Origin of the sequence: Campylobacter sp. 2018MI10 (assembly GCF_018501175.1) — a bacterium.
GTDB lineage: Bacteria > Campylobacterota > Campylobacteria > Campylobacterales > Campylobacteraceae > Campylobacter_E.
On sequence record NZ_JAHCZD010000001.1, the window covers coordinates 67,920 to 94,477 of the forward strand.

Here is a 26,558-nt window from a genome sequence, read left to right on the forward strand (position 1 = left end):
AATTGTATTTGATTTATCTTCAATCAATAATATTTTTAATATTTTTAACTTATAAAGATTTTTAACTTGTATTTTAATGTTTTATTTGAGTATTTTAAGTTTGCTTATAAAGATTTTTATCTTTTCTAAATTCTATAAATAAAAAGGATTTTTAAAAGATTAGCAAGACTTTTAAGCCTTGCTAATAAGATTTATACATTAAATCTAAAGTGCATTATATCGCCGTCAATTACTTCGTAATCTTTACCTTCTAAGCGTAATTTACCTGCTTCTTTAGCTTTTGCTTCGCCACCACAATTTACAAAATCATCATAGCTAATTACTTCAGCTTTGATAAAGCCTTTTTCAAAATCATTATGAATTACACTTGCAGCCTTAGGAGCTTTATAACCTTTATGAATAGTCCAAGACCTAACTTCTTTAACCCCGCAAGTAAAATAAGAAATCAAATTAAGCTTAGCAAAACTTGTCCTAATAATAGCTGCTAAACCACTTTCATTTACACCTAATTCTTTTAAAAACTCATTAGCTTCAGCTTCGTCCATTCCAACCAAATCTTCTTCAAGCTTAGCACATAATTTTAAAACGCTATGATTTGATTTGGCTGCATATTCACGCACCTTTTTTACATAATCATTATCATCTAATAATTCATCTTCGCTTACATTAACGCCATAAATTACTTCTTTAGCACTAAGCAATCTTAATTCTTTATTTAAAGTTATAAAAGCTTCGCTATCACGATTATTATATTCACTAGCTAATCTGCCATCTTCAAGGTGTTTTAATAAATCCTGTGCTAATTCAAGGCATTCTTTAGCACCTTTAAGATTTGCTCTTGCTTCTTTGCTAAGTCTATCAAGCTTTTTATTAAGTTGTTCAATATCAGCTAAGATTAATTCAAGATTTATGATTTCTATATCTCTTAACGGGTCAACCCCACCTTCAACATGAGTGATATTCTCATCATCAAAACATCTTACTATATGTAAAATCAAATCAGTTTCACGAATATTTGCTAAGAATTTATTCCCTAAACCTTCGCCTTTGCTAGCACCCTTTACAAGACCTGCAATATCTACAAATTCTATCATTGAATGCATTATTCTTTCAGGATTTACTATATTTGCTAAGACTTTTAATCTCTCATCAGGCACTTCAACAATAGCTTTATTTGGCTCAATGGTGCAAAATGGATAATTTGCTGCTTGAGCGTTTGCTGCCTTTGTTAAAGCATTAAAAGTCGTGCTTTTACCAACATTAGGAAGTCCAACAATACCTACGCTAAGGCTCATTTTGCACTCCTTGCCATTCTAAGTAAGTTTATAATATTCATTCTAACTCCAGCTGCACTTGCTCCATAAGCATTCTCGCCCCACACTTTTTCTACATAAGCAGGTCCAGCAATGTCTAAATGCAACCATTTGTCTTTATATTCTTTTCTAATAAACTCGCCTAAGAACATTCCTGCACTAATTGCCCCACCATATCTTGAGCTACCTGTATTGCTAACATCAGCTATTTTACTTTTGATAAGCTCTTTAATGTGTGGATTAAAGTGTAAAACGCAAGTATATTCGCCACTTCTTTTTGAATTATTATAAAACTCGTTTTGCAAGTCTTCATTATATCCCATAATACCACTTGTATATTCGCTAAGTCCAACCACACAAGCACCTGTTAAAGTAGCTAAATCTATTAATAAATCAGGCTTTAAATCTTGAGCAAAACTCAAGCAATCTGCTAAAACCAATCTTCCTTCAGCATCAGTATTTCTTACTTCTATACTTACACCTTCTCTTGAAATCAATACATCATCAGGCATATATGATTTTTCGCTTATGCAGTTTTGTGCTGCACCTATAATTCCATGTATTTCATAAGGTAGTTTTAACATACTAGCTGCTTTTAAAATACCTAAAACAGCAGCCGCACCACTCTTATCAGCTTTCATAGTTAGCATATAATCAGCCGGTTTAAGACTTAGCCCACCTGTATCATATACAAGTCCTTTTCCTACATAAACTATTTTTTTAATAGCGTTTTGTGGTTTGTAAGCTAAGTGAATTAATTTTGCAGGATAACTACTTGCACGATTTACTGCTAAAAATGCGTTCATTCCTTCTTTTTGTAAATAATCATCGCTATAAACATTGCATTCTAAATCAAATTCTTTAGCTAATTTTAAAGCGTCTTTTTCAAAACTAAGTTGATTATAAGTGCTTGGAATTTCATTTACTATATTTTTTACATCTTCACAAGCATTTGCTAATACTTTACCTAGCTCAACGCCTTGTTGAATATCATCGTTTTGTTGTGTTTCAAGGCTTATTAATTCTATTTTAGAATTCTTAGGTTCTTTATGATATTTATTAAACTCATATAAAGATGAAATAACAGCATAAATATGAGCATAAGCACTATAAAACTCACAACCAAGATTAATAAATTCAAGGCTAATGCTTTTTATATTTAAGTTCTTAATGCTCTTAATCGCACTACCTAAACTAGCTATAAAACTAGCATAAGTTAATTCATCGTTTAAGCCAACATAAAGCGTTCTTTTAGCTAGGTTGCAAATCGCTCCAACTCCCTTATAATCATTTATTTCAAAAAATTCTTTATCATCAAATCTACTTAAATCTTTGTTTTGTATCAAACAAACTTTAAAATCAGTATTTTTTTCATTAAATACTACTTTCATTTTTTTTACCTTTCTTACTTAATAATTTATTTTCTAAACTTTTAAAAGCATATAAAATTAAGCATAAAAATCCTACAACTAAAATTCCTGCCAAATACCAATGGTCTTTCGCCCAATTAATAATCTCCCATATATGCTCGCCAAAAATATACACTATAAAAATAGTAATAGCAGCCCATACTTGAGCTGAAATAAAATTAATTATTGCAAATTTCTTTGCACTATAATTAGTAAGCCCTATACTCATAGGAATAACGGTTCTAAAACCATACATATAGCGTTGAATAAATATTATAGGCCAGCCGTATTTTTGAAGTAAAATCTGTGCTACTGCAAATTTTCGCCTTTGTGTTTTTAGCTTTTTTCTAATATAGCTTTTTGAGTATCTTCCTATATAAAAATATATCTGATCGCCCAAAAACCCCCCACAACCTGCTATAAATGTGATAAGTCCTATATGAATATGCTCTCCGTGAGCTGCAAGTCCTGCTAGTATTAATGCAGTTTCGCCTTCTAGCGTGCACCATAAAAATATAATAATACTAGCAATTACGATTTTATCTCTAAATAAGGAAGTTAAAACCCCCTCAGGGTCAGCAAAAAAGGAATTTATAAAATTAATTATCATATCCATTGCTAATCCTTTAAAATGCAATAAATATCATCACAATGCTCTTTTAAAGCTTTATATCCACCGATATTTATATCTATTAAAAAACAACTCTTAATCTCTTTAGCACCTGCTAATTTTAATAATTTCATACAAGCAATGCTAGTGCCACCCGTTGCTAATAAATCATCCATAAAAAGAACTTTTACATCTTTTTTACCTAAAAATGCGTCCTTTTTCATCTCTATTTTATCTTTGCCATATTCTAAATCATATTCAATACTTAATAGCTCTCCTGGGAGTTTGTTTTTCTTTCTAATTGGAACAAAAGGGATATTTAAAATAGCTCCTAATGCAGCTGCAAAAATAAAGCCACGACTTTCAGCTCCTACTAAAAAATCAAATTCTTCATCTTTATATTTATCTTTTAAGTGATTTATTAAAACTTGCCAACCTTCTTTATCTGCTAAAAGCGTGGTAATATCTGCAAATACAATTCCTTCTTTTGGGTAGTTTGGATATCTTTTTATCTTCTCATTTAATAATTTTTCTATATTCATATTAATCCTTATAATAAGCTTTCAATTTTTGCTTCTAATTCTTTGATTTTTGTGTTTAATTTATTATTTTCTAAGCGATATTGAGAATTTCTTGTCCTAAGGCTTGTTAATTCACTTTTTACCTTATCTAATTCTTCATTTAATACATCTATATTTCCTAAAGAGCGTTGAAGTTGTGTTTGTAGCTTTCTCATAACTACTTCTGTATCATCAAAATTAGTTTTTAAAAACTCTTTTGAGGCTCTTTCTTTATTAAGTAATGATTTATAATAATAAGTCATCACTAAAAAATAAATACATATACAAACTAAAGCAGTAATAACCATCCAAATAAATAACATTTATTGCCCTAATTTTTTTACTCTATTTTCGTGTCTTCCACCAAGAAATGGGGTATTTATAAAGGTTATGATTAAATTTTTTGCAAGTTCAAAATCAACAAATCTAGCGCCTAAAGATATAACATTAGCATCATTATGTTCTCTTGCTAATCTTGCATAATCTTCGCAATGACAAAGTGCTGCACGAATATGCTTATGACGATTTGCCGCTATGCTAATTCCTATACCACTTCCACAAATAATAACACCTATTGAATTTGTATCGTTTTTAAGCTCATTTGCTAATTTATTAGCATAATCAGGATAATCCACACTATCATCACTATCACAACCAAGATTTATACATTCGTATTCTTTACTAAAGTATTCAATCAAACTAAACTTTAACTTAGTTGCTGCGTGGTCGTTTGCAAAATAAATTCTCATATTTTTCCTTAATATAAAATAATTTTAGTTTAATATTTAAGAGTTAATTAATAATACGCTCTTGCTTCTCGTTTTAAATCTCTTTCTTTGATTGCTTGACGCTTGTCGTGAAGATTTTTTCCTTTTGCTAAAGCTAGAGTTCCTTTCAAAATCCCACGCTTAAAATAACAATTTAGTATTACTAAAGTAAATCCATCTGTGCTGATTTTACCTATTAATTTATCAATTTCTGCACGATGAAGCAATAATTTCCTAGCTCTTCTATCTTCGTGAGTGAAGTATTTATTCGCCGTATTCATATGACCTATGTGGCTATCAAGTAGCCAAGCTTCACCTTTGATTATCCTTACAAAAGAATCTTTTAAATTGATTTTGCCGTGTCTTACAGCTACAACTTCGCTACCTAATAAGGCAAAACCACATTCATAAGTATCAATTATGCTATATTCAAATCTTGCTTTTTTATTCTCTGCAACGCTTTTCATTATTATCCTTAAAATGAGTATATAAGACCGATTTTAGCGTAATTTTGATTAGCAATTAAACTTAAACGATAATTTTTATAATCAAAATAAGTATTAAGATTTATATGTTTTTTATCAGCACTAATTTTTATACCAAAATTATCAAAATCCTTTAAATAACCTATGTTTAAGCCGTAATTATTAGCCCCTATAAAAAAACCTTCATAATAATACCCTAAGAAAAAATTAGCAAACACCCTAGCCTTTTTATATCTAATTCCTAATTCAAATTCATAGCTAATCTTTTCGTATTCGCTGATTTTGATAGGGCTTATATAATTTTTATTAAAGTTTAATATATTTAAACTATGAGATAATTTATCATTTAGACTAAGAATACTTATCTCAAAATCAAGGCTATTTTTTTTATCATATTCATAAAACAATCCTACTTTATGAAAGTTCTTTTTATAATCAGTATTAAGCGATACAAAACGAATTGGAATTAGGCTTGATTTAAGATTAACACCATAGTTTTTGGCATACATACTTAAAGCTGATGAGCAATTTTTATGCAAAAATGTATAAGTATCATAAATCTCATCTTCGTAAAATAAAGCTGATAGATTGGCTTCTTGGCTATCATCTAAATTAAGCGGATAGCATTTTACTTGTCTTTCATCATCTTCATAAAACTTAATTAATTTATCCTTAGGCAAAATTTGCATAACGCCTTCTACTCCAAAAAGTGCTGATAAATTATCTTTAATATTTAAATTACTATTTAGATTAAAACTAGCCGCTTTATTGTTATAAGCTAAAAATATATGCCCAAACATAGTATCAAGTCGCTTGTAGCTATCACTTACATAACAAACACTAATATCACTTGCTCTTAAAAAAATACTAATAATTAATAAAAATACAAATTTCATCTTATTATTTTACTTTTTTTGTTAGCATAAAAGGTAAAAAAAGGAGAAAAAATGGAAATAATTGAACTATTCAAAAATGTCAAATATCCTAATTTTCAAAAGGATATTGTAAGTTTTGGTTTTGTAAAAAGGTGCGAATTAGCAGGAGATATTATCCTAATGGATATTGAAATTCCAGCTGCAAGTGTAGAAATAGCAAATGCTATTAGAAATGAATGTGAAGCAATAGCTAGAAATAATCATTATAAACTTGAGCTTAAAATCATTCAACCAAAATTAGAAGAGCCAGAAGTAAAAAGACCAAAAATCAAAAATCTAGCTCCACAAATTAAGCATTTTGTGATGATTAGTAGTGGAAAAGGTGGAGTTGGCAAAAGCACAACTACTCTAAATCTAGCATTATCACTTGCAAAACTTGGTAAAAAAGTAGGAGTGCTAGATGCTGATATATATGGTCCTAATATGCCAAGAATGCTTGGTGCTGAAAATGAAAAACCTGTAGTAGTAGGCAATAAAATCCGTCCTGTTAAAGCTTATGGAATTGAGTTTATGAGTATGGGAATTTTAATTGAAGAAGGACAAGGATTAATGTGGAGAGGCTCTATGGTAATGAAAGCGATTGAGCAACTTTTATGCGATGTGTTATGGAGTGAGCTTGATGTATTATTGCTTGATATGCCTCCAGGAACAGGTGATGCACAAATTACTCTAGCTCAAAGCGTGCCTGTTAGTGCAGGAGTTTGCGTTAGCACCCCACAAGCAGTAAGCCTTGATGATAGTAAAAGAGCTTTAGATATGTTTAATAAATTGAATATACCTGTAGCTGGAGTGATTGAGAATATGAGTGGTTTTATTTGTCCTAATTGCGATGTTGAGCATGAGATTTTTGGTAAAGGTGGAGCGCTTAATTTAGCTCATGAATATGATTGCTCTGTTTTAGCTTGTATTCCTATTGATTTATCAATTAGAACGGGTGGAGATAGTGGTAAGCCTATTTCTATGTGTGAGCCAAATTCAATAGTAGCAAAAAGATATGAAGAAGCTGCATTTAAATTAATTGAGTTTTTAAACACTACTAAAGCTGATAATTCTATTATTCAACCAACGACAAACACTCCAGCTTGTCATTAATAAAAAGAAGGGTTTTTAAACCCTTCTTAAAATTACTTAGTATTTGTAAATTCTAAACTGAACTTACCACCATGTAAATCACTTGTATTATTAAGATTAATTACTTCTTTAATGTATTGCTTTTTAGCATTATCAGGTGTTAGTGTGATAGTTACTTCGCCTGTTTTTGGATCTTTAGAAAAGCTTGAGCCATATTCAGCATTAAATGATAATTCATTAATAATAGCACCAGCGTCTTTATAATATAAAGAACTCTTTAAAGGTATTTTTGTTCTTTCGTTTTTCTTATTTAAATAATAAAGCTCTAAATCTGTTGTAGGATTTAAAGTAATTTTGTCAGTATTTGTTACTTTATTATCTTTATAAGTAACATTAGTAAAGATAAATGAGTATTCATTAGCTAAATTAGTGCTAGCTCCATCTAAAGAAACTTTTGATGATTTTAATAATGAAAACTCAGCAACACTTGGCTTAGCTAAACTTGCATTAGTATCTATTGTTTTATTATCTGGAGTTTTTTTGTATTTAGTATAAGCTAATTCTAAATCTACAGATATTTTATCTTTTGGTGCAGCAAATCCAGCTATAACAGCATTAATGTTACTTGTTTTTGTATTGTTATATAAATCTTCTAATTTTTTATCAAAATCTTTATTTAACTTATCTTTTGTAATGATAACTCTATCTACTAGAATTTGATTTGCACCATTAATTGTGGTATTAAAGCTTTTATCCGTATAATTTTCATCAATATTTACTAAATATCTATCTTTAGCTTGTTTATCAGTATTATCAAAATTTAATTCATACTCAAGATTATGGTCTTTGCTAAATTTATGATATACATAATTTAAGCTATTTGTATCCTTAGCACCTAAATTATTAAATACATAATAAATCTTTAAGCTATTATTATCGCCTACTTCACTCTTAAAGAATGTTTTTTCATCTGTAAAGGCATTGTTTATTATAGGAGTTCTTAAAACATACTCTTTAGTACTATTAAAGTTAATATCTATAGCACTTTTACTATCAATTAAACAACCTACTTTTCCATATTCATCTACTTTATTATTGATAGCATTTGCATTACATAAACCTTTAATACTATCTGGTTTTGTGAATTTACCTTCGTATAACTTAAGTTTTGCATCAGTTGATAATGGGAAATTTACAACTGCGTCATTGATTTTATAGGTATTATTATTGTCTTTTACAAACGCAACTTCATTGCTATCAGATATAGTATTTTTATTAGTTGCATTTAAACTAAAATCATAATTTTTACCTTGACTATCTTCTACACTTAAAGTAGTTTTTGTTAAAGCAAATTCTTCATTTGTTACTATTAGCTTGTCATCAGCATCTTTTAATCCTGCATTAAATACTGCTACTTTTCCACCCGCAAGAGCATTTTCTCCAGCTGTAAATGTAGTGCTTGTGGTGTATTCAACTAAAGCAGGTCTTAAACTAAAATCATTAGTACAATTTCTAGCTTTTACAGGCACTTCAATTAGGCTTTTAGCGTCTTTATTGTTATTGTTTTTATTGATTTCTTCTTGAACTTGAGATTTAGAATATATTGTATAGCATACTTTATATCTACCTACTTTTAAATCATCAATTCTAACAACGCCATTATAAAACGGATAAGCACCACTAAATCCTGTTTGAGTAAATATTGGATTACTTACTAAATAATCATTGTCGTGACTAATATTAACTTTACTTGTTCCATTGTCATAATAAGTAAGATTTGCTGATTTAATTATTGTATTAGTATTTGCGTCTATTACATCAAAAGTTACAAAATTATCAATATTATTTAATTTATTTGATGATTTTGCGCTTTGAATACCTAAATAAACAGGTTTTCCAGCTATTCTCGTATTTGCAGTCGTAGTATTAAAGCCTGTGCTAGTGCTGTTTAATACAGGCATTTTATCAGGGTCTTGTTTGTTCCAAATAGAACCAAAATCTACATTACTAGCATTAAAATTAATATCACTAATAATTACATAAAACTTACCTGATGATTTAGCATTAATGATAGTAGTTGAATTGGTTTCAAAAAATGGTCTATCATCAGCATAAAAACCTCTATCAAGTGTAAGTTCTAATAAGATTGATTCACCAGATTTATATTTAATTGCATCTAGTAATCCTTCATCAACTCTTAATGCCATAACATCAGTTGTGTAATCACTTGCAAAATAGCCATTCCTTTCGCTATCTTCACTAATTACTCTAAAGCCACCATCAGTTTTGCTTAATTTATAAGTTTTGTATTTGAAATCTTTAAATTTAAATTTCATATTAGAGCAGTTTTTACCACTACTTATATCGCATTCTTGTTTATTTTCAAAGCCTAATCTATTAGGGTCTAAATCAACGCCTTCGTATGTAAATGATAATTGAGCGTTATTATTTACCCCGTATTTAAGCTCTGTTACAACATAAAATTCTTTTTCATTAAAGCTACTTGGTAAATTTTCAACTCTTGCTTTTCTAGGAACTTGGGTATTATCAATTTCAGTAGTTTTAGCTCCATCAGCGTCAGGATAAAAATGTAAATAATATCTAGCACCAATTTTGCCATTTGAAGAATTGCCGTATTTTTTCGCATCATCATATCTAAAACTTGTAGGTCTAGTATTTAAAGTAAATATATGCTCTTCACCAGAAGTTGCTCTAGTATAAATATTACTTCTATCTATTGAGTAATTAGCGATTGCATATTTACCATCTAAACTACTTATATAGTTTTGTAAAAACTCATTAGCTGGTTTATTCCATAATAATTTACTAGATTGCATAGCTTCAAACTTTGCATAACCATTTTGATTTTTACTTCCATAATATTGTAAATTAATAAAATAACATTTTCCTATCTTATTATCATTACCAAAAGCATTAGAATTATTGCTACCTTGGTCTAAATTCTTATTAAAAAAAGGAAACACATTATCTTTATTATTAAACTCATTAGTTCCATATAAACTTATATTTTTTAAAGTAATTGCTTCAGTTATTTTTCTTAAATTATAAGTTTGGTAATACAAATCTCTTTTATAGCCTTCTGGATAATGTCTAACATGCCAATCATCCCCTCTAAATTCTGCAGAACCATAAAGGTCTCCACTAATTCCAAAAGGAACTACTTGACCATATTCATTTTTTATTCCACCATATTGAGCCGCACCTGTTTTCATATCGTAAACATGGTCACTAGCAGTAGAAGCTCTAAATTGATAACCTAAACCCCATAAAGAATGGAAAAATCTAACATATTTTCCATGAGCGCTTAAACTATTCCAATCACTAGAACCACAACCTTTACCATTTTTAAAATTACGATTATCCCAATGATAAATCTGATTACACCAAGCACCTCTATCTTTGCCACCTGATATTGTTCTTTGAGCTAAAAGAGCCCAACTTTGATACATATGAGAGCGTTTTGAGCCTGTTCCTGGTATCATTTGTCCATTTTGTATGCCTAGATTTTGATTTACGAAGTTTTTAAAATCATTAGGAAAAGAACTCATATTAATATTATCGCTTAGATAAAAACTAAATGGATTGTATTCTTTTTGATTGTTAGCAACTACTAATAATCTACCTGTAGTATTTACGCCAAAATCCTTATATGATTCTTGATAATTTCCTAAACTATATTGATATATAGTAGTATCATATTTAATACTTGGGCTTATCTTGTCTTTTGAAACATATAATCCTGTATCAAGATTAGCTTTATTAATATTTGCAATAAAATCACTAGCATTTGGAATTTTATTTGTTCCTAAATCATTACTACCATCAACCATACAATACACATTATCTCTATAATTTGCATTATCTGCTTCAGGATTTCCGCTACCATCTTTATAACTATACACTTGCATTAAAGAAGCGCAATCATAATAAGCCCAAGCATCACTACCAGGTCTTCCGTGAAGACAACCAATGATTGCATTATCACGACCATAGTTATAAAAGTCTTGTATTAATTCAAGTTTAGTATGTGCAGCACCATACGCATTATCAACATTTCCAATAAAAATACCTTTAATTTTATTTTCTGTTGTTACCATACTCCCGTGCAATACACTTATCGCACATAGGGATAGAAATATCGTTTTTTTCATATTTTCTCCTAAAATAAAAAAAGTATATTTATTTTACATAAAACTTATCAATTAATGCTATAAATTATAAAAATATTTCAATTTAAGGAAAAATAATGTTTAAAGACTATTTATGCTTAGGTGTGATAGGAAATGTCCCTAATCATTTAAATCAAGCTAACGAAGCTAAAGATTTTACTGAATTACACACAAGTGATTTTGCACCTAAAGGTGTGTTTCCATTCTACTCTAAAGATAGTGATAAAGAATATTTAAAGAGATTTTGTATTAGTGAAAATGAGCTTATTTTAGATGGAGATTTTGTTCAAATTGAGCCTGAATTATGTGTAATTTTTAAAGCTTTTTATGAAAATGATAAACTAAGTGATTTAAAACCACAATTTTATGCAGCGTTTAATGATGCTAGTAAAAGAGTAAATGAAAATAAAATATCTTCTAAAAAGAACTTCTCAACTGCTAGTAAAGGTATTGGGAATTTAGTTCCTTTAAATAATCTTGATGAATTAAATGATTATAAAATCCACTGCTATTTAAAAAGAGATAATGAGATAATAAAATACGCAAACGAAGATTATATAAAAAATTATTTTTATTATTCAAATACATTAATCACTTGGCTAATTGATACTATAAATAATCAAATAGACATAGCAACCCTTGAAGATATAAGACCTTTAATAGCTAGTAAGCCTGCAAATTTATTGATATGTTTAGGTGCTTTATCTTATACTCCTTTTGGAGAAAAACACTATTTAAAAAATAATGATGAAATCTTTGTAGCTATTTCTAAAAATGATGAATTTATAAATGTTAAAGATGGCTCTTGCCTTCATCAAATAGTAAAAAGCAATAATTCTAGTAAATAATTTACTAGAATTTATCTTCTAACTTATCGTAACTTTCTTTTAATTGCAACATTATTAAGCATTTTTCAAGGTCTTTAAAATGCGTTGTATCATCTAAGAGCAAAAAGCATTTTTTTAATAATTCTTTATGTTCTTCATAATCATCGCTTACTAATTTTGCAGCTATACTAAAAGCATTTATTAAACTATTTTTAGTGTTAATTTCTAATAAAATATAAGCAAAATCAATATATCTTAAATCATTATAAGAAATCTTATTTGAGCTTTTTAGACAAAAAATCTCTTCATTTATTATGCTAAATCCTTCAATATTTACTATACTAATTTGCTTTTCTTTGCACTCATTACAAATTATTTCAAATATCTTTTGCTTTTGCATTAAATATTCTTTAAATATTCTTTAATTCTAGCCTTGCACTCATTTGCTAAGCTTTTTGGCTCAAGAATTTTAATATGTGGAATCCACTTAAAAACTAGCCTAATAATCTCATCTTCATAACTTGTTTCTGTTTCTATTATGATTTTGTCTAAATGGCTTGAAATTATTCTTTGATTTTTTAATATTGCTCTTTTTAAAAAATATTCTTTAGCAACACAATCTAATTCTAAAATAACATTTGTAATATTATTTGATATAAAACTACTTGAATTATTGTTAATTAGCTCTTGTGTGCTTTCATTTGGGATAAATTCTTCTTGTGTGATTAATAAATTTTTGATTTTATATAAAGTAAAGCTTTTAAGTTCAGCTTCTTCACAAGCTAATAAATACCAAATATCTTGATGATTTACTAATTTATAAGGCATTAGAATTCTTTCTTTTGCATTATAAGTTATTTTAATTTTTACCTTATTTAAAATCGCATTAGTTAAGCTCTCATAAACACTACTAATATCATCAATTTCGTTATTTTTAATATTAGTAATTGGTAGTTCTTTTTGAGTAAAAAGATTGTTTAAAAACTCATCGCTAAGCCTTGTTGGAAGCATAGTAATATCAAATATTTTTATAAGTTTTCTAATCTCTTCGTGATTGCTTTTGATATAAGCTTTATCTAAACTATAATCCCCATTTCTTCTAGCAATTATTGGTAATTTTGATAATCTTTCATTAATATCACGCTGAATAGTCTTAGCATTTACTCCAAATTCTTCAGCTAAATCGTGCTTATTTAATATCTCTTCATTATAAAGTCTTACTAATATTTGAGCTATTCTATATGATGGTTTTTGCATTTTCATCCTCGTTGTTTCTTAATTGCCCGCACGCTGCACTAATATCAAGCCCTTTGCTTTGTCTAATGGTAGCGTTTTGTCCGTGTGCTTGTAAATAATCTCTAAAAGCAATTACTTTTTCTTCACTTGGGCGTTTATAGATACTGCCTTCGTGTGGGTTAAAATAAATTAAATTTATCTTAGCTTTTATTCCATGTAGTAATTTTACTAAAGCCTTTGCGTGGCTTAAATCATCATTAATCCCACCTAAACATAAATATTCAAATAACACTCTTTTTCTAGCATCTATTGGGAAATTCCTTACCGCATTTAAAACGCTTTCAATATTATAAGCCTTATTAATAGGCATTAATTCATCTCTTAAAGTATCATTTACAGCGTGAAGCGAAATTGCAAGTAATACACCTAAATTCATCTTGCCTAATTCTTCAATTTGCTTTGCAAGACCACTTGTTGAGATTGTTTGACGGCGTGGTGATATTGCTAGAGTATCATTATGAGAAAAGATTTTAATAGCCTTGCTAACTGCTTTTAAATTATCAAGTGGCTCTCCCATACCCATAAAAACTATATTAATACCTTGCTCATAAGGGATTTTTGCGTATTTTTTGATAAATAATACTTGAGCTACTATTTCAGCTGTGCTAAGATTTCTAATAAGCCCACTTTTACCCGTTAAACAAAAGGCACAACCACTTTTGCAACCTACTTGGCTACTTATACAAATAGTGTATTTTGCACTTTTTTTCACACCATTTTCTATTCTTTCTTTTTTCATAGGTAGCAAAACGCTTTCTATTGTGTGATTATCGTGCAAGGAAAATAAGAATTTAATACTCCCATCAATGCTTGTTTGAGCTATTTTTAAGCTAAGTGGCATAATGTTAAATTCATTTTTTAATTGTTCTCTTAGAGCTTTTGATAAACTTGTAGCTTCGCTAAAATCATTTATATATTTTTGATATACAAATTTTGCTAATTCATTATTTAGATATTTTGGACTAAGGTTATATTCTTCTGGTAAAAAATCTAATAATTCTTTCATAAAAGTCCTTTGTTTTCTAAGTAATTTTCTAGTATTTCATTAGCTTTTGCTATGTTTTTTATATATTCTTCGTGTGCGAATTCATCACAATAATTAGTCGCTACTAAAATTGCACTAGCTGGGATTTTATAATAATTAGCAGTCGCAAAAAAACTAAAACACTCCATATTTTCGCCTAATATCCCGTATTTTTCATTCATTTTCTTAGCGTATTCGTAATTTTTACAAATATAATTAGAAGAATTTAAATTAGAAACTTCATTAGTTTTCATAGGGGTATAAACTAAATCATCTAACATAGCTAATTCAATATTTACAGCACTTTTAAACTCATTTACGCTAAAAAGCTCAATTTCTTTAGTATAAAGCCCCATTGAACCTATAAAAATCAATCTTTTTGGCTGCTTTTTAAGTATTAATTCGCTAAGTTTTATAGCGCAATTACTACCTAATCCAATAGGCTCTGCGTAATCATAAATCTCACTTATTCCTGCACTAACTATCATTTATTGCCTTTAATTTTATTTATAATACTTTTTGCATCAAGCCCTAAGCTTTGCATAACTTCATTTGTATTTCCGTGAGTTATAAACTCATCTTCATATTCATAAGATATTAATTTAATGTCTAAATCATATTCTTTTAAAAAGCTAGAAATTATAGAATTTAATCCGCCTATTTTTGCACTTTCGCTAAAAATATGCCATTCTTTTGAACTCTTAGCAAGATTTAATAAAAACTCTTTATCAAGTGGTTTAGCAAATACTAAATCAATTACATTTGCATTGATTTCTTCACTAACTGCTAAAGCTTTTGCAACGCCTTCTCCAAAACCTAAAAAGCTTATATTAGAATTTACATTTTTAATAAAATGAGTTTTTAAGCTTGGCTCATAGCTCTCATCTAAAGCAAAACTTCCCCTTGGATAGCGAATAGCAATTAACCCAACTTTACTTGTAGCGTATTCAAGCAATAATTTAAAACTTTTAGCATTCGTTGGGGCACAAATTTTAAAATTAGGTATGCAAGATATATATGAAATATCAAAAGCTCCTTGATGAGTTTTGCCATCATTTCCTACAATCCCTGCACGATCAAGTGCAAAAACCATATTAAGATTAAGTATTGCACAATCGTGAATTAAACTATCATAAGCTCTTTGCAAAAAAGTTGAATAAATAGCTACAACAGGCATAAAACCACATTTACTCATAGCTGCCATTGAAGTTACTGCGTGAGCTTCTGCTATTCCTACATCATAAAATCTATTAGGATATTTTGCTATTAATTTATCAATTCCAGTGCCACTTGGCATAGCTGCACTAAGACCTACTATTTTTTCATTTTTACTTGCTAGTTCATCTAAAATATCACTAAAAATTGCCGTTGCACTAGGTTTTTTTGAACTACTTAAACTCTTACCTGTTTTTATATCAAAAGCTCCAACTCCGTGCCAACTACCCTCATCATTTAAAGAATACTCATAACCATAGCCTTTGATTGTTTGAATATGCAATAATACAGGCTTTTTAAGACTTTTTGCTAGATTTAATGCAGTTATTAAATCAGCAATATTATGCCCATCAATTGGGCCAATATATTCAAGTCCTAATTCTTCAAAAAACATTCCAGCAGGAGTGATTAATTTAAATCCATCTTCAAATCTTTTTGCAGTATATCTAGCACCTTCAGGCAAGTATTCAAGCATTGCTTCAACGCCTTTTTTAAATTTTTGATAAATTGGACTTGATAAACTTTTTGATAAAAATCTTGAAACAGCACCAATAGGCTTACTAATACTCATTTTATTATCATTTAAGATAATAATACTTGGATATTTTCTATCTCCTAATTCATTTAAAGCTTCATAAGCTAATCCACAGCCCATCGCCCCATCACCAATAATAGCAATTGGAATTGCATCTTTTTTATTAAGACTAAAAGCCTTTGCAACCCCCGTTGCAAGAGATATTGAAGTAGATGAATGCCCTGCTATAAAAAAATCATACTCGCTCTCATTTGGCTCGGTATAACCACTAATTCCATTAAATTGTCTTAGATTTTCTAAATTCCTATTTGTTAATATTTTATGTGCGTAGCATTGATGAGATACATCAAAAATTAAAGGATTTTCCTTTATATCAAATAAATGATGAAGAACAACGCTTAGTTCAACCACGCCTAAATTAGACGATAAATGACCGCCGTTTTTGCTAACTTGCTCAATGATTGTAGCTCTTATATCACTACATAATTCTTTTAATTCGTTTTCATTAAGGCTTTTGATATTTTCAATTTTACGCTTCATCTAATATCATACTCCTTGCTTGTGCTAATCTTTCTTTTAAGTTAATTTGAGTATTTAATGTATCTGAATTAATAATCAAACAACCCTTATTAATAGCATCATCAGCTAAGATTTCAATCCTATTTGAACTTAATTCTTTATTTAAATAATCAAAATCCTTAGGATTTACACTGATTTTAATCTTAATGCTTTTATCAATTCCTTGCATTATCGTATTTGCATAAGCTAGAGCAATTTTTGCTGAACTTGTTTCTAACTCTTTATTTACTACTTCTTTAGCTATTAAATAAGCAGCTTCGTTTAAATCGCTTTTTGTTTTTTCACAAAAATCACTTAATTCTTGGCATTTATTTTCAAGCTTTTTAATACTATTTGATACATTTATACTAAGCTCGTTTATTTTATCTTCATTTTGAGATTTACCTGCGTTTAAACCTTCTTCATAAGCGTTTTTTTTAGCTATTTCAATCTCATTTAAAAGTCTTTTTTCAAATTCTTCTTCTTGTTTTTCAAGTTTCATTTGAAGTTTTACTACATTATCGCTTAAAGTTTCCATTTTTTTAAGCATTTCTTCATTGATTGGATTTGGTGGCGGTGGTGGTGGCGGAGTAATTTCTTTAATTATTACAGGCTCTTCTTTTATTTCTTGTGGAGTTTCAATAACCTCACTAAGCTGCTCTTCACTTGTATCAGTGTCAAATGAACTTAGAATTTTAAATTTATAATTTTGAATATGATGCTCTTTGGCTTTATTATCAATAATAGTTTTCATCATTCTATCATCTCATCACTTTCGCCTAATTGTATTACTCCGCTTTCATTAAGCTTTTGAACAACTTCAACGATTTTTCTTTGTGCTTCTTCTACATCTTTTACCCTAACAGCACCCAAAAATCCCATTTCTTCATTAAAACTCTCCGCTGCTCTTTGGCTCATATTAGATAAAAACATACCTTTTAAATCTTCCGTGCTTCCTTTTAAAGCTATCATTAAATCTTTTTTATCAGCAACTTTTAATATCTCTCTAATTGCTGTTGTGCCTAATTTAGTAATATCATCAAAAGTAAACATCATATCTTTAATAGTAGTTGCAAGTTTTTCATCAGTTTGCTCTAAATATGCAATAGTTGATTTGCTTGATTTTTGACCTAGGCGATTAAGCACTTCAGCAACTGCTCTAGTCCCACCAACTTCAACTTTATAAGATGTAAGAGATTGTAATTTACTCTCTAAAACGGTTGAAACTCTTTTAATAATACTTGGGCTAATATCACCTAAAGTAGCAATTCTATGGATTACTTCACTTCTTAAATTATCTTCAAAAAACTCTAAAGTCTCAGCTGCTCTAGTAGGCTCCATATGTGCAATAATTAAAGCTATTGTTTGTGGATATTCATTTACGATAAAGTCAGCTAATTGTTGAGGTTTAATATTGCTAAGATAAGAAAATGCTTGATTTCCATCTAAAGTTTTTGCTAATTTTGATAAGATTTTTTCAGCTTCTTCAATCCCATAAGTATTGTATAAAATCTCTTTAGCAAATTCCAAACCACCATTTTTAATATACTGATTTGACTTAAGTAAAGCGTGAAATTCTTCTAATACAGCAGTAGCTACTGCTCTATCGACTTGCTTTGCACTTGCAATATATTTTGTGATTTCAATTACCATATCTGTATCAAGATTTGAAAATATTAGTGTGCTTGGCTCTTCTCCCATTAGAACCAAAAATATTGCAATTTTTTCTAAAATACTTAAATCATTATATAAGCTTTTTTGTTCGTTGCTTAAATTTGCCATTACATTTCCTTTTGAGATTGATTAAATTCAGCATCGTTTTTTAATAAACTTTTAAATAGCATAGCAACCTCATCACTTTTTTCTGTGCTAATAGTTTTTAATTTTTCAAGTAAAATATCATATTGTAATTCATCTTCACTAAATCCAGCGTCAATTCCAAGTTGTTCTTCAACTCTTTTCTTAGCTTGTTGGTATTTTTCTATCGCATCTTCTTCATCATCAGCACCTTCTTCACGCCTAATTTCTTCTAATTCTTCAGGTGTAAATACCTTATCCTCAAGCATTTTCTTAATAAACGGAGATATAACCTTTTTATAAAATATAAACATTAACACCATAGCAAAAATATATTTTGCAGGTGGAATAAACGGCATTATATAGCTTTCTAAGAAATTAGTAATTTTAATTGATGGTGGAACTGGAGCTTTAATATTATTAAATCTAATATTATCAACACTAACGCTATCTCCTCTAGTATCATTAAATCCTATTGCGTTTTTTACTAAACCTTGCAGTTTTTTAAGCTCATCATCGCTAATTGCTACATATTTTACTTCGCCGTTTTCATCAATTTCGTATTTTCCATCTACTACTACTGCTGCACTAATTCTATTTAAGGTTGCAAATTGACCTTTGATGGTTGTAATTTTTTTAGATATTTCATAATTAATTGTGCTTTGATTTTTGCTATAACTTTCTTTATTTTCTCCATCTTCAATGCCTTGAACAGGTCCAATATTTGATATTGCTCCTGGCACTCCGCCTACTTCTTTACCTTTTTTGCCTTCTTTTTTCTCTTCTAAGCTTTGCTCACTTCTAGCGACTGAATTTGGGTCAAACACTTCACTTTGACTATTTGCCTTATCAAAATTAAAATCAGCATTAACTCTAGCAACAACTCTATCCCAACCACCAAGAACAGGTGCTAAAACATTTATAATCTTTTGCTCTAATGAATTTTCATATTCTTTTTTATAATTTATTTGTGCGTTTAATTCATCTACATCAAGCCCTACTTCATCAGCACCTAAATTAACTCCATTTTGGTCAATTATTTTAACATTCTCAACACTTAAACCAGCTACTGATGATGCTATTAAATTTTTAATCCCTAAAACTTGTTTTTGACCTAATTTCATACCCATTTTAATATTTAAAACCACTGAAGCTGTTGGTGGCTCTTTTTCTTTTACAAATAAAGATTCTTTACCAAAAGCAATATGAACTGCAGCTTTATTAATAGGATTTAGGCTCTCAATTGTTCTTGCTAATTCGCCTTCTAAAGCTCTTTTAAACTTGATTTTTTGTTCTTCATCAGTAGCTCCAAATTCTTGTTTATCAAAAATCTCAAAACCTACTTTATTATCCTTTAAAATTCCAGCACTTGCCACTTCTAAACGCTGCTTATAAACATCAGCACTTGGAACTAAAATGGTGCTTTCATCTTTTAAAATATAATTTATCTGATTTTTTTCTAATATTGACACAACTGCAGCTGAATTTTTAGTATCTAATTCATCAAATAAAACAGAATATCCAGAGTAGTTTTTATTATTACCAGAATTATATACGAGTAAAAAAACTATAAAAGCAACGGTTGCAATAATGGCTGCTAATATAGTTAGTTTTTGTTTTTTTTCTAAACCCGAATAGAACTTGCCTATTCCTTGTAAAAATTGCTTAATCATTTATCATTCTTTAAATATGAGCCAAGCCATTTTATATTTGTTTTATTTTTTAAGATTTTTTGCACATTCAAATCATCAATATGTCCGTCAAAATCAATAAAAAAACTATATTCAAATTCTTTTTTCTTTAAAGGTCTTGATTCAATTTTAGTTAAGTTGATATTTGCTTCTTTAAACTCATTAAGCAAATCAACTAAAGCACCTGCTTTATGTGCTGTATTTGCTAGAATTGATGTTTTAGAATTGCTTGATTTTTCGCAAGAATGTTTGCTAAGCACTAAAAATCTAGTTTTATTTGCCTTATTATCTTCAATACACTCAAACATTAAAGGCAAATCGCTTAGTTTTGCTGCAATTTTTGAGCAAATTGCAGCTGAGTTTGGCGTATCTTTTGCTAATTTTGCAGCAGCAGCTGTGCTTTTTGTAGGGACAAACTCAATGTCTAAAATATTATGAGCTTCTAAGAATTTTTTACACTGATTATAGCCTTGTGGATGAGAAAAAATCACTTTAATATCTCTTATATCATCAGTTGTGCTTGCGAATGAATGATGAATATCTAAATAATTTTCAGCAAAAATCAAAATATCATCGTATTTTGCAAGACAATCAAGAGTAGCTCCAACCCCACCTTCTGTATTGTTTTCTATAGGAACTACTGCATAAGATACTTCATCGTTATTTAAACTAACAAAAACATCTTCAATAGTAGCAATCTCAATATATTCACTAAGCGCTCCAAACCACAATCTTGCTGCTTGATGAGTATAAGTGCCAATTGGACCTAAAAACGCAACTCTTTGTGGTAATTCAAGATTTCTTGAAATTGCAAAAATCTCTTGATAAATTGCTTTAATTGCGTCTTTTTCTAATAAGCCTTTGCTATTTTCACTTAATCTATTTATTATCTCGTTTTCTCTTACAGGACGATAAATTGGACTACCTTCATTATGCTTTAAAATACCAACTTGCTTTACAAATTCCATTCTTTGATTTAATAATTTAATTATTTCATCATCAATTTTATTTATATTTTGTCTAATTTCTTCTAAATTCATAATATACTCACAAACAAGATAATTCATTAGCTATTAATTCATCAAAACTTTGAGCTTTATTTATTAATTTTAACTCATTGTTATATAAAGAATATTCAGCAACCTTTGTTCTTGAATTATAATTTGAGCTCATTACAAATCCGTAAGCTCCTGAACTTTTAATAACTACTAAATCATTTGCCATTAAAGGTGGTAAAACTATATCTTTTGCTAAGAAATCTCCACTTTCACAAACTCCACCAACTAAATCAGCCTTGCTACTTTCGTTTAACTTATTTACACTAGGAAAGCTTAAAATCTCGTGATATGCTTCGTATAAACTTGGGCGAATTAGTTCACACATAGAAGCATCGCATATTACAAATCTTTTTCCTTCGTTAATTTTTTCATATAAAACCTTGCTTACTAAATAACCTGCATTTCCTACAATATAACGACCTGGCTCACAGCAAATTGTCAAATCTTGTGCTTTTGCAATATTTTTAATCATATGTGCAAACTCATCTAAATTAGGCTCGATTTCATCATTTTTGTATTTAATACCAACTCCGCCACCAATATCAAAAAACTTAATATTTAGCCCTGCGGTATTTAGCTCTTTTATAAATTTTTCTACCAAAATAGCAGCTTGGATGATACTACTTAATTCTAAGATATTTGAACCTATATGAAAATGAACTCCTACTGGATTTAAATAATCTGATTTATGTGCTTTTAAAAACATAGCCCTAGCATTATCTAGGCTAACTCCGAATTTGTTTTCTTTAAGACCTGTTGAAATATAAGGATGAGTTTTTGCATCTATATTAGGATTTACACGAATACTTATATTTACTACTTGGTTTTTACTCTTTGCAATACTTTCTAAAAGCTCTAATTCAGCACTACTTTCTACATTTATATAAAGTATTTTTTGCTCTATTGCAAATTCTAATTCACTTGCACTTTTACCAACCCCACTAAAAATTATTTTATAAGGTTTAGCACCTACTTTTAAAGCTCTTCTAATCTCATTTGCACTAACACAATCAAATCCACTATCTAAATTCGCTAAAAACTTTAATAAAGATAAATTTGAATTAGCCTTAACCGCGTAAAAAATATTATTTTTAGCTCCACTAAATGCTTTTTTAATACTATTAAATCTATTTTCAATCTCGTTAAAATCATACAAATAAAAAGGTGTATTAATACCATTTGCAAGTTTTAAAAAGTCCATTTTTTGCTCCTTTTATAATCACTTATTTTTATTAAACTTCATTAATGAATATACAATAATTATACTTATTGGCAAAAGAATAGCTAGTTCAGGATTTATACTACCATTACTAGCAAATCTTAATAGCAAAAATAAAACTCCATAAACTAATAAAGATAAACTTGTATATGTTAAAGCATAGATATTTAAATCATTATATCTTGGCATAATAGGAATATTGTAAAAAATTATAAGCATAAAAAATGGAGCATATAATAAAAATATACTTTGCTTATAAATACTAGCTCTTGCTATGTTTTTATTAGCTTCAAAATTATTAAGATAAAAAAATGCGTCTTTTAAAGAACTATCATCAGTGCCTAAATTATCAAGCAAACTTGGGTTAAAATCTTTTAAAATCATTTCTTTTTCTAAATTTTGATTAATTATAAAGGTATCATCAAAATTATTTCCTAATTTAAATTCCATAACTTTTGCGTCTTCTAAAACCCAATTATTATCAATAAAATTTGCTCTTTTTGCTAAGATGATTTTAGATATTTCATTATTTGTTTTTTTGATAATTTTAATATCATTCATTGTAGATTTATCATAGCTTTTTATATAAATATAATCATCTTGATATTTAAAAAACAAATCCATTTGTTCTTTGCTTAAATATCCGTATTTTAAAATATTACTTTTATAATTTTCTGCATAAGCAATATTTGTATAGTTTAAAAAAATTGCGATAAAACTTATTATTAAACTTATAAACATTATAGGCTTAACACTTGCGTTTTTGCTAAGCCCTAAAGAATAAAACGCTATAAATTCATTTTTTTTAATAAGAGATATTTTTGTAAAAATCATAGCAAGTATTAAAGCTATTGGCAATATATAATAAAAAGCTGTAAGCATTGTATATACAATATATAATAAGAATATATTAGTATTTAAATGCAGCTTTTTATAATTAATTAAAATATCTATAAATAAATAAAATCCTACAAAAGCAATAATAAAAATTAAACAATTTTTAAGATAAAGGCTTGCAAGATACCTAAAATAAAGTTTATTCAATTACTTCATCCTTCTTCTTGCAAGTCCTAAATTCTCATATAAATCTATTTCTCTTTTGTAACTTGGATATTTTTTACCCAATTCGTGATTTAAAAAAGCAATTAATTTTGCTTCAGCACATTTGTTAGCACAAACAACACTAATAAATCCTAATTTTTTTTTAGCATCTTCACTTAAAGTTGTAAGACTTGCTCTATTTTCAAGACTTTGACTTTGTAAAAACGCTAAAACTACTTTATTTAAAGCAGCTGGAGTTTTTGCACTCTTTGCTGCTTTTATCAAATCATCTAAAGCATTTACTTTCTTGACTACTTCTTGCTTTTCTTGTGTAAGAATTTGATTTTCTTTATTTTTTGAGCTCTTGATTATAAAATAAAAAACTAGAGCAATAATTACTAAAAAAGCTACTACACCGACAATTATAAATACATTATCTCTCATAAAAGTTCTGCTTCCTTTTTATTTTTACTTGCAACAATCGCTAATAACGCCATAACTCCTACGCTAATGTAAGCATAAATAGGCACGCTAGCAGCTTCTCCTGCAGCATATGAGTGCATACCTGTTAAAAAGTAATTCACTCCAAAATAAGTCATAATAATACTCAAATATGCAAACATAGAGCATACTGCAAATGTAAATTGATTATTTATTCCTTTAATCATTCTAATATGTAAAACTGCAGCATAAACTAAAATAGATACTAAAGCCCAAGTTTCTTTACTATCCCAGCCCCAATATCTTCCCCAAGATTCATTAGCCCAAACACCACCTAAGAAATTGCCTAAAGTAAGCAATGATAAGCCTAAAATCATAGCCATTTCATTAATCATTGTAGCTTCTTTTATATTTGATTTTATTCTTTCATTTAGCTTTTTATTTTTTCCTAACATAATAAATAAAACTAATACAAAAATTCCAAGTAAAGCACATAGACCTAAAAAGCCGTAACTTGCCGTAATAACGCTCACATGAATTGTTAGCCAATAACTTTGTAAAACAGGTGCGAGATTGCCTATTTGTGGGTCAATTGAACTAAGATGAGCTACCATTAAAACAATAGCTGCAAGAATTGATGTAAGCGATAATGAAATAGGACTTTTTTTAGAAAATACAATACCACTTAAGCTTAATGCCCAAGAAATATACAATAAACTTTCATAAGAATTTGACCAAGGTGCATGACCACTTAAATATCCCCTAATAGCAAGTGCAATTGTATGAACTATGAAAACTAAAATATTTAGATAATAAACTATTTTAAAGGCAGTTTTTAGACTTGTTTTACCACTAATCATTCTTGAAAATACTAAAATTAATAGCACTAAACCACCTAATAAATAAACAGGGCTTAATTTTGTAAAAATCCCTACCTTATCAAAAGCGATTTCTAATTTAAATTTTGCTTCATCAATATTAGTTCCTTGACTTGCCTTAATCTCATTTAAAATCTTTGAGCTTAAAGCATAATTATTGTCTTTATTTGCATTTATTAATGATAAAAAATAAGCTTTTAAATCAGGTTTGCTAGTTTCTAAGACATTTAAAGCTTTACCATCTTCAAAACTAGCTCTTACATAACCACCTAAAGAAGCATAATATAAAAGATTTAAACGCTCATCAACTTTTAATAATTCTTTTTCATAAGTTCCACGCTTGTTTGGATTGGTTCTTAAAGCTTTATCTACTTCATCTTTTAAAGCATATACATTATTTGGAAAAAAATCATAAAAACTAGCATATTTACCCTTGCCAAGATTTAAAAAATCTCTTATTTCTTGATTGCTTAGATAAATAAATTTTTCTTTAGAAAAGTCTTTAAAATCACTCATAATCCATATTAAAAGCTCTGTTGCATCTTTGCCTTGATAAGTGCTTGTTTTATGAATTTTATTTACTAAATCAAGTGCTAATGAGCCAAATGGAGCTATTCTTCCATTGTCTTTTTGAACTGGTAAAACGCTTAATTCTTTTACATGCTCTTCTAGGCTAACTGGGGCTAGATTTTTATTAGCATTATCTATAGCTTCATTAATGTCATCAGAATGTAAAAGCGGAGTTAAAGCACTAAGTAAAAGCACTAATGAACTCATTTTTGCTAAGCGTTTTGTTAAAATCATAAAGCGTGAGTTTTTGTAAATTAAGTTTAAAAATAATCCTATACCTAATAATAAGTATCCAATATAAGTTGGTATTTTGCCTGGGTCTTGATTTACACTTAAAATAGTTCCTAGCTCATCTTTATCGTATGAGCTTTGATAAAATCTATAACCTTTATGGTCTAATACATTATTCATATAAATCTTATAATCCTTACTTTCATCATCATTTATTCTAATATAACTTGCATAAGATTTCGGAGAATTTGAAGCCATATAACGCTCTAATTCAAATTTGTTTAAAGTAAAGCTAAATGGTAATTCAAGTAATTTAGCAGTATAAGATATGCTAAAAGTTTGATTTGCTAGAGTGATTTTTTGCCCTTCTCCTTCAAATAAATATGCGTATAAACTATCATTATCATAAGTTACTTTTACTAAATAAGCATTTGGATACTCGCTATCTTTGCTATCTTCGTAGTATTTAACGCCGTTTTTGTAAAATTTATCAAATCCAATTTTGTAATTTTCAAATGAAATTACCATTCCATCATCAAGGCTAAATTCATTATCAGCTAATAATTTTATATTTTTCTTATTTTTAACATCAAATATTTCTAAATCAAAATTCGCTTTAATTTTGTTTTCGTTAAATTCTAAAAGCTTAGCATTCATTGAAATAGCTTTTTTATTTGCTATTACAACTTCTCCTAATACAACAAATCTACCTTCATCAAGAGCTAATGCACTTGAGCCTTGCTCTCCTGAAACATTTAATAACACAAAAGGTTTTCCGCCTATTTCTTCTTTATAAGCTGGTTTTGCGTGTAAAATAACTTTTTCTAATTTTAAATT

General features: G+C 28.7%; 23 protein-coding genes and 1 pseudogene. 2 read left to right on the forward strand and 22 right to left on the reverse strand.

The genetic code is table 11. The features are described 5' to 3' along the window. Positions 1-191: 191 nt before the first annotated feature. From ychF to KJR01_RS00340, 8 genes are read right to left on the reverse strand one after another with little or no spacing between them, the layout of a single operon-like run. Positions 192-1,295, reverse strand: coding sequence for a redox-regulated ATPase YchF (ychF, locus tag KJR01_RS00305; RefSeq protein ID WP_214115783.1), 1,104 nt, complete (start codon positions 1,293-1,295; stop codon positions 192-194). After that, positions 1,292-2,704, reverse strand: coding sequence for a leucyl aminopeptidase (locus KJR01_RS00310; RefSeq protein WP_214115784.1), 1,413 nt, complete (start codon positions 2,702-2,704; stop codon positions 1,292-1,294). Before KJR01_RS00310 ends, ychF begins: the two co-directional genes overlap by 4 nt. Next, a complete protein-coding gene (locus tag KJR01_RS00315; protein ID WP_250325095.1) occupies positions 2,688-3,338 on the reverse strand; it encodes a DedA family protein in 651 nt (216 codons plus the stop codon). The genes KJR01_RS00310 and KJR01_RS00315 overlap by 17 nt, the downstream gene beginning before the upstream one ends. Before the next feature lie 2 nt (positions 3,339-3,340). Further along, entirely contained in the window at positions 3,341-3,889 is a 549-nt protein-coding gene (gene apt / locus KJR01_RS00320) for an adenine phosphoribosyltransferase (RefSeq protein WP_442862231.1), read from the reverse strand. Next, positions 3,883-4,215, reverse strand: a complete 333-nt coding sequence (locus KJR01_RS00325; protein WP_214115786.1) for a hypothetical protein — start codon at positions 4,213-4,215, stop codon at positions 3,883-3,885. The genes apt and KJR01_RS00325 overlap by 7 nt, the downstream gene beginning before the upstream one ends. Further along, a complete protein-coding gene (locus tag KJR01_RS00330; RefSeq protein ID WP_214116006.1) occupies positions 4,216-4,656 on the reverse strand; it encodes an RpiB/LacA/LacB family sugar-phosphate isomerase in 441 nt (146 codons plus the stop codon). A gap of 32 nt (positions 4,657-4,688) precedes the next feature. After that, positions 4,689-5,126, reverse strand: a complete 438-nt coding sequence (smpB, locus tag KJR01_RS00335; RefSeq protein ID WP_214115787.1) for an SsrA-binding protein SmpB — start codon at positions 5,124-5,126, stop codon at positions 4,689-4,691. 8 nt (positions 5,127-5,134) lie between these two features. Then, positions 5,135-6,040, reverse strand: a complete 906-nt coding sequence (locus KJR01_RS00340) for a lipoprotein N-acyltransferase Lnb domain-containing protein (protein WP_214115788.1) — start codon at positions 6,038-6,040, stop codon at positions 5,135-5,137. Between the two features lie 51 nt (positions 6,041-6,091). On the opposite strand from KJR01_RS00340, the gene KJR01_RS00345 reads away from it, so the two are divergent. After that, on the forward strand, positions 6,092-7,171 hold the full coding sequence (locus tag KJR01_RS00345) for an Mrp/NBP35 family ATP-binding protein (protein ID WP_214115789.1): 1,080 nt from the start codon (positions 6,092-6,094) through the stop codon (positions 7,169-7,171). A 32-nt stretch (positions 7,172-7,203) separates the two neighbouring features. Here the strand turns inward: KJR01_RS00345 and KJR01_RS00350 are convergent, their stop codons facing one another. After that, positions 7,204-11,322, reverse strand: a complete 4,119-nt coding sequence (locus tag KJR01_RS00350) for a hypothetical protein (RefSeq protein WP_214115790.1) — start codon at positions 11,320-11,322, stop codon at positions 7,204-7,206. 95 nt (positions 11,323-11,417) lie between these two features. Between KJR01_RS00350 and KJR01_RS00355 the strand changes: the two genes are divergently transcribed. Beyond that, positions 11,418-12,188 (forward strand): DUF5718 family protein, encoded by a 771-nt coding sequence (locus tag KJR01_RS00355; protein WP_214115791.1) that lies wholly within the window; start codon positions 11,418-11,420, stop codon positions 12,186-12,188. A gap of 4 nt (positions 12,189-12,192) precedes the next feature. Here KJR01_RS00355 and KJR01_RS00360 read toward each other — a convergent pair whose 3' ends face one another. The 13 genes and pseudogenes from KJR01_RS00360 to KJR01_RS00420 all read right to left on the reverse strand — a co-directional run. Beyond that, positions 12,193-12,567: a hypothetical protein gene (locus KJR01_RS00360; protein WP_214115792.1), complete on the reverse strand. Its 375-nt coding sequence runs from the start codon at positions 12,565-12,567 to the stop codon at positions 12,193-12,195. Next, positions 12,567-13,424, reverse strand: coding sequence for a helix-turn-helix transcriptional regulator (locus KJR01_RS00365; protein WP_214115793.1), 858 nt, complete (start codon positions 13,422-13,424; stop codon positions 12,567-12,569). The genes KJR01_RS00360 and KJR01_RS00365 overlap by 1 nt, the downstream gene beginning before the upstream one ends. Next, complete coding sequence (gene rlmN / locus KJR01_RS00370; RefSeq protein ID WP_214115794.1) at positions 13,405-14,469, reverse strand: dual-specificity RNA methyltransferase RlmN; 1,065 nt, start codon at positions 14,467-14,469, stop codon at positions 13,405-13,407. The genes KJR01_RS00365 and rlmN overlap by 20 nt, the downstream gene beginning before the upstream one ends. Then, positions 14,466-14,975, reverse strand: a complete 510-nt coding sequence (locus tag KJR01_RS00375) for a phosphorylase family protein (protein WP_214115795.1) — start codon at positions 14,973-14,975, stop codon at positions 14,466-14,468. Before KJR01_RS00375 ends, rlmN begins: the two co-directional genes overlap by 4 nt. Continuing rightward, positions 14,972-16,777 (reverse strand): 1-deoxy-D-xylulose-5-phosphate synthase, encoded by a 1,806-nt coding sequence (gene dxs / locus KJR01_RS00380; RefSeq protein ID WP_214115796.1) that lies wholly within the window; start codon positions 16,775-16,777, stop codon positions 14,972-14,974. The genes KJR01_RS00375 and dxs overlap by 4 nt, the downstream gene beginning before the upstream one ends. After that, positions 16,767-17,552, reverse strand: coding sequence for a FliH/SctL family protein (locus KJR01_RS00385; RefSeq protein WP_214115797.1), 786 nt, complete (start codon positions 17,550-17,552; stop codon positions 16,767-16,769). Before KJR01_RS00385 ends, dxs begins: the two co-directional genes overlap by 11 nt. Continuing rightward, positions 17,549-18,577 carry a flagellar motor switch protein FliG gene (gene fliG / locus KJR01_RS00390; RefSeq protein WP_214115798.1) on the reverse strand — a complete coding sequence of 343 codons (1,029 nt, stop codon included), beginning with the start codon at positions 18,575-18,577 and terminating at the stop codon, positions 17,549-17,551. Before fliG ends, KJR01_RS00385 begins: the two co-directional genes overlap by 4 nt. Then, positions 18,577-20,265 (reverse strand): flagellar basal-body MS-ring/collar protein FliF, encoded by a 1,689-nt coding sequence (gene fliF, locus KJR01_RS00395; RefSeq protein WP_214115799.1) that lies wholly within the window; start codon positions 20,263-20,265, stop codon positions 18,577-18,579. Before fliF ends, fliG begins: the two co-directional genes overlap by 1 nt. Further along, a complete protein-coding gene (pheA, locus tag KJR01_RS00400) occupies positions 20,262-21,326 on the reverse strand; it encodes a prephenate dehydratase (RefSeq protein WP_214116008.1) in 1,065 nt (354 codons plus the stop codon). The genes fliF and pheA overlap by 4 nt, the downstream gene beginning before the upstream one ends. A gap of 4 nt (positions 21,327-21,330) precedes the next feature. Beyond that, positions 21,331-22,542 (reverse strand): diaminopimelate decarboxylase, encoded by a 1,212-nt coding sequence (lysA, locus tag KJR01_RS00405; RefSeq protein ID WP_214115800.1) that lies wholly within the window; start codon positions 22,540-22,542, stop codon positions 21,331-21,333. Positions 22,543-22,560: 18 nt separating this feature from the next. Then, a complete protein-coding gene (locus tag KJR01_RS00410) occupies positions 22,561-23,604 on the reverse strand; it encodes an LptF/LptG family permease (protein ID WP_214115801.1) in 1,044 nt (347 codons plus the stop codon). Then, positions 23,605-24,045 (reverse strand): hypothetical protein, encoded by a 441-nt coding sequence (locus tag KJR01_RS00415; RefSeq protein WP_214115802.1) that lies wholly within the window; start codon positions 24,043-24,045, stop codon positions 23,605-23,607. Continuing rightward, a pseudogene (locus tag KJR01_RS00420) lies at positions 24,042-26,090 on the reverse strand (cytochrome c biogenesis protein); the annotation flags it as partial. The gene KJR01_RS00415 and the pseudogene KJR01_RS00420, both read right to left, overlap by 4 nt. Between the last annotated feature and the right edge of the window lie 468 nt (positions 26,091-26,558).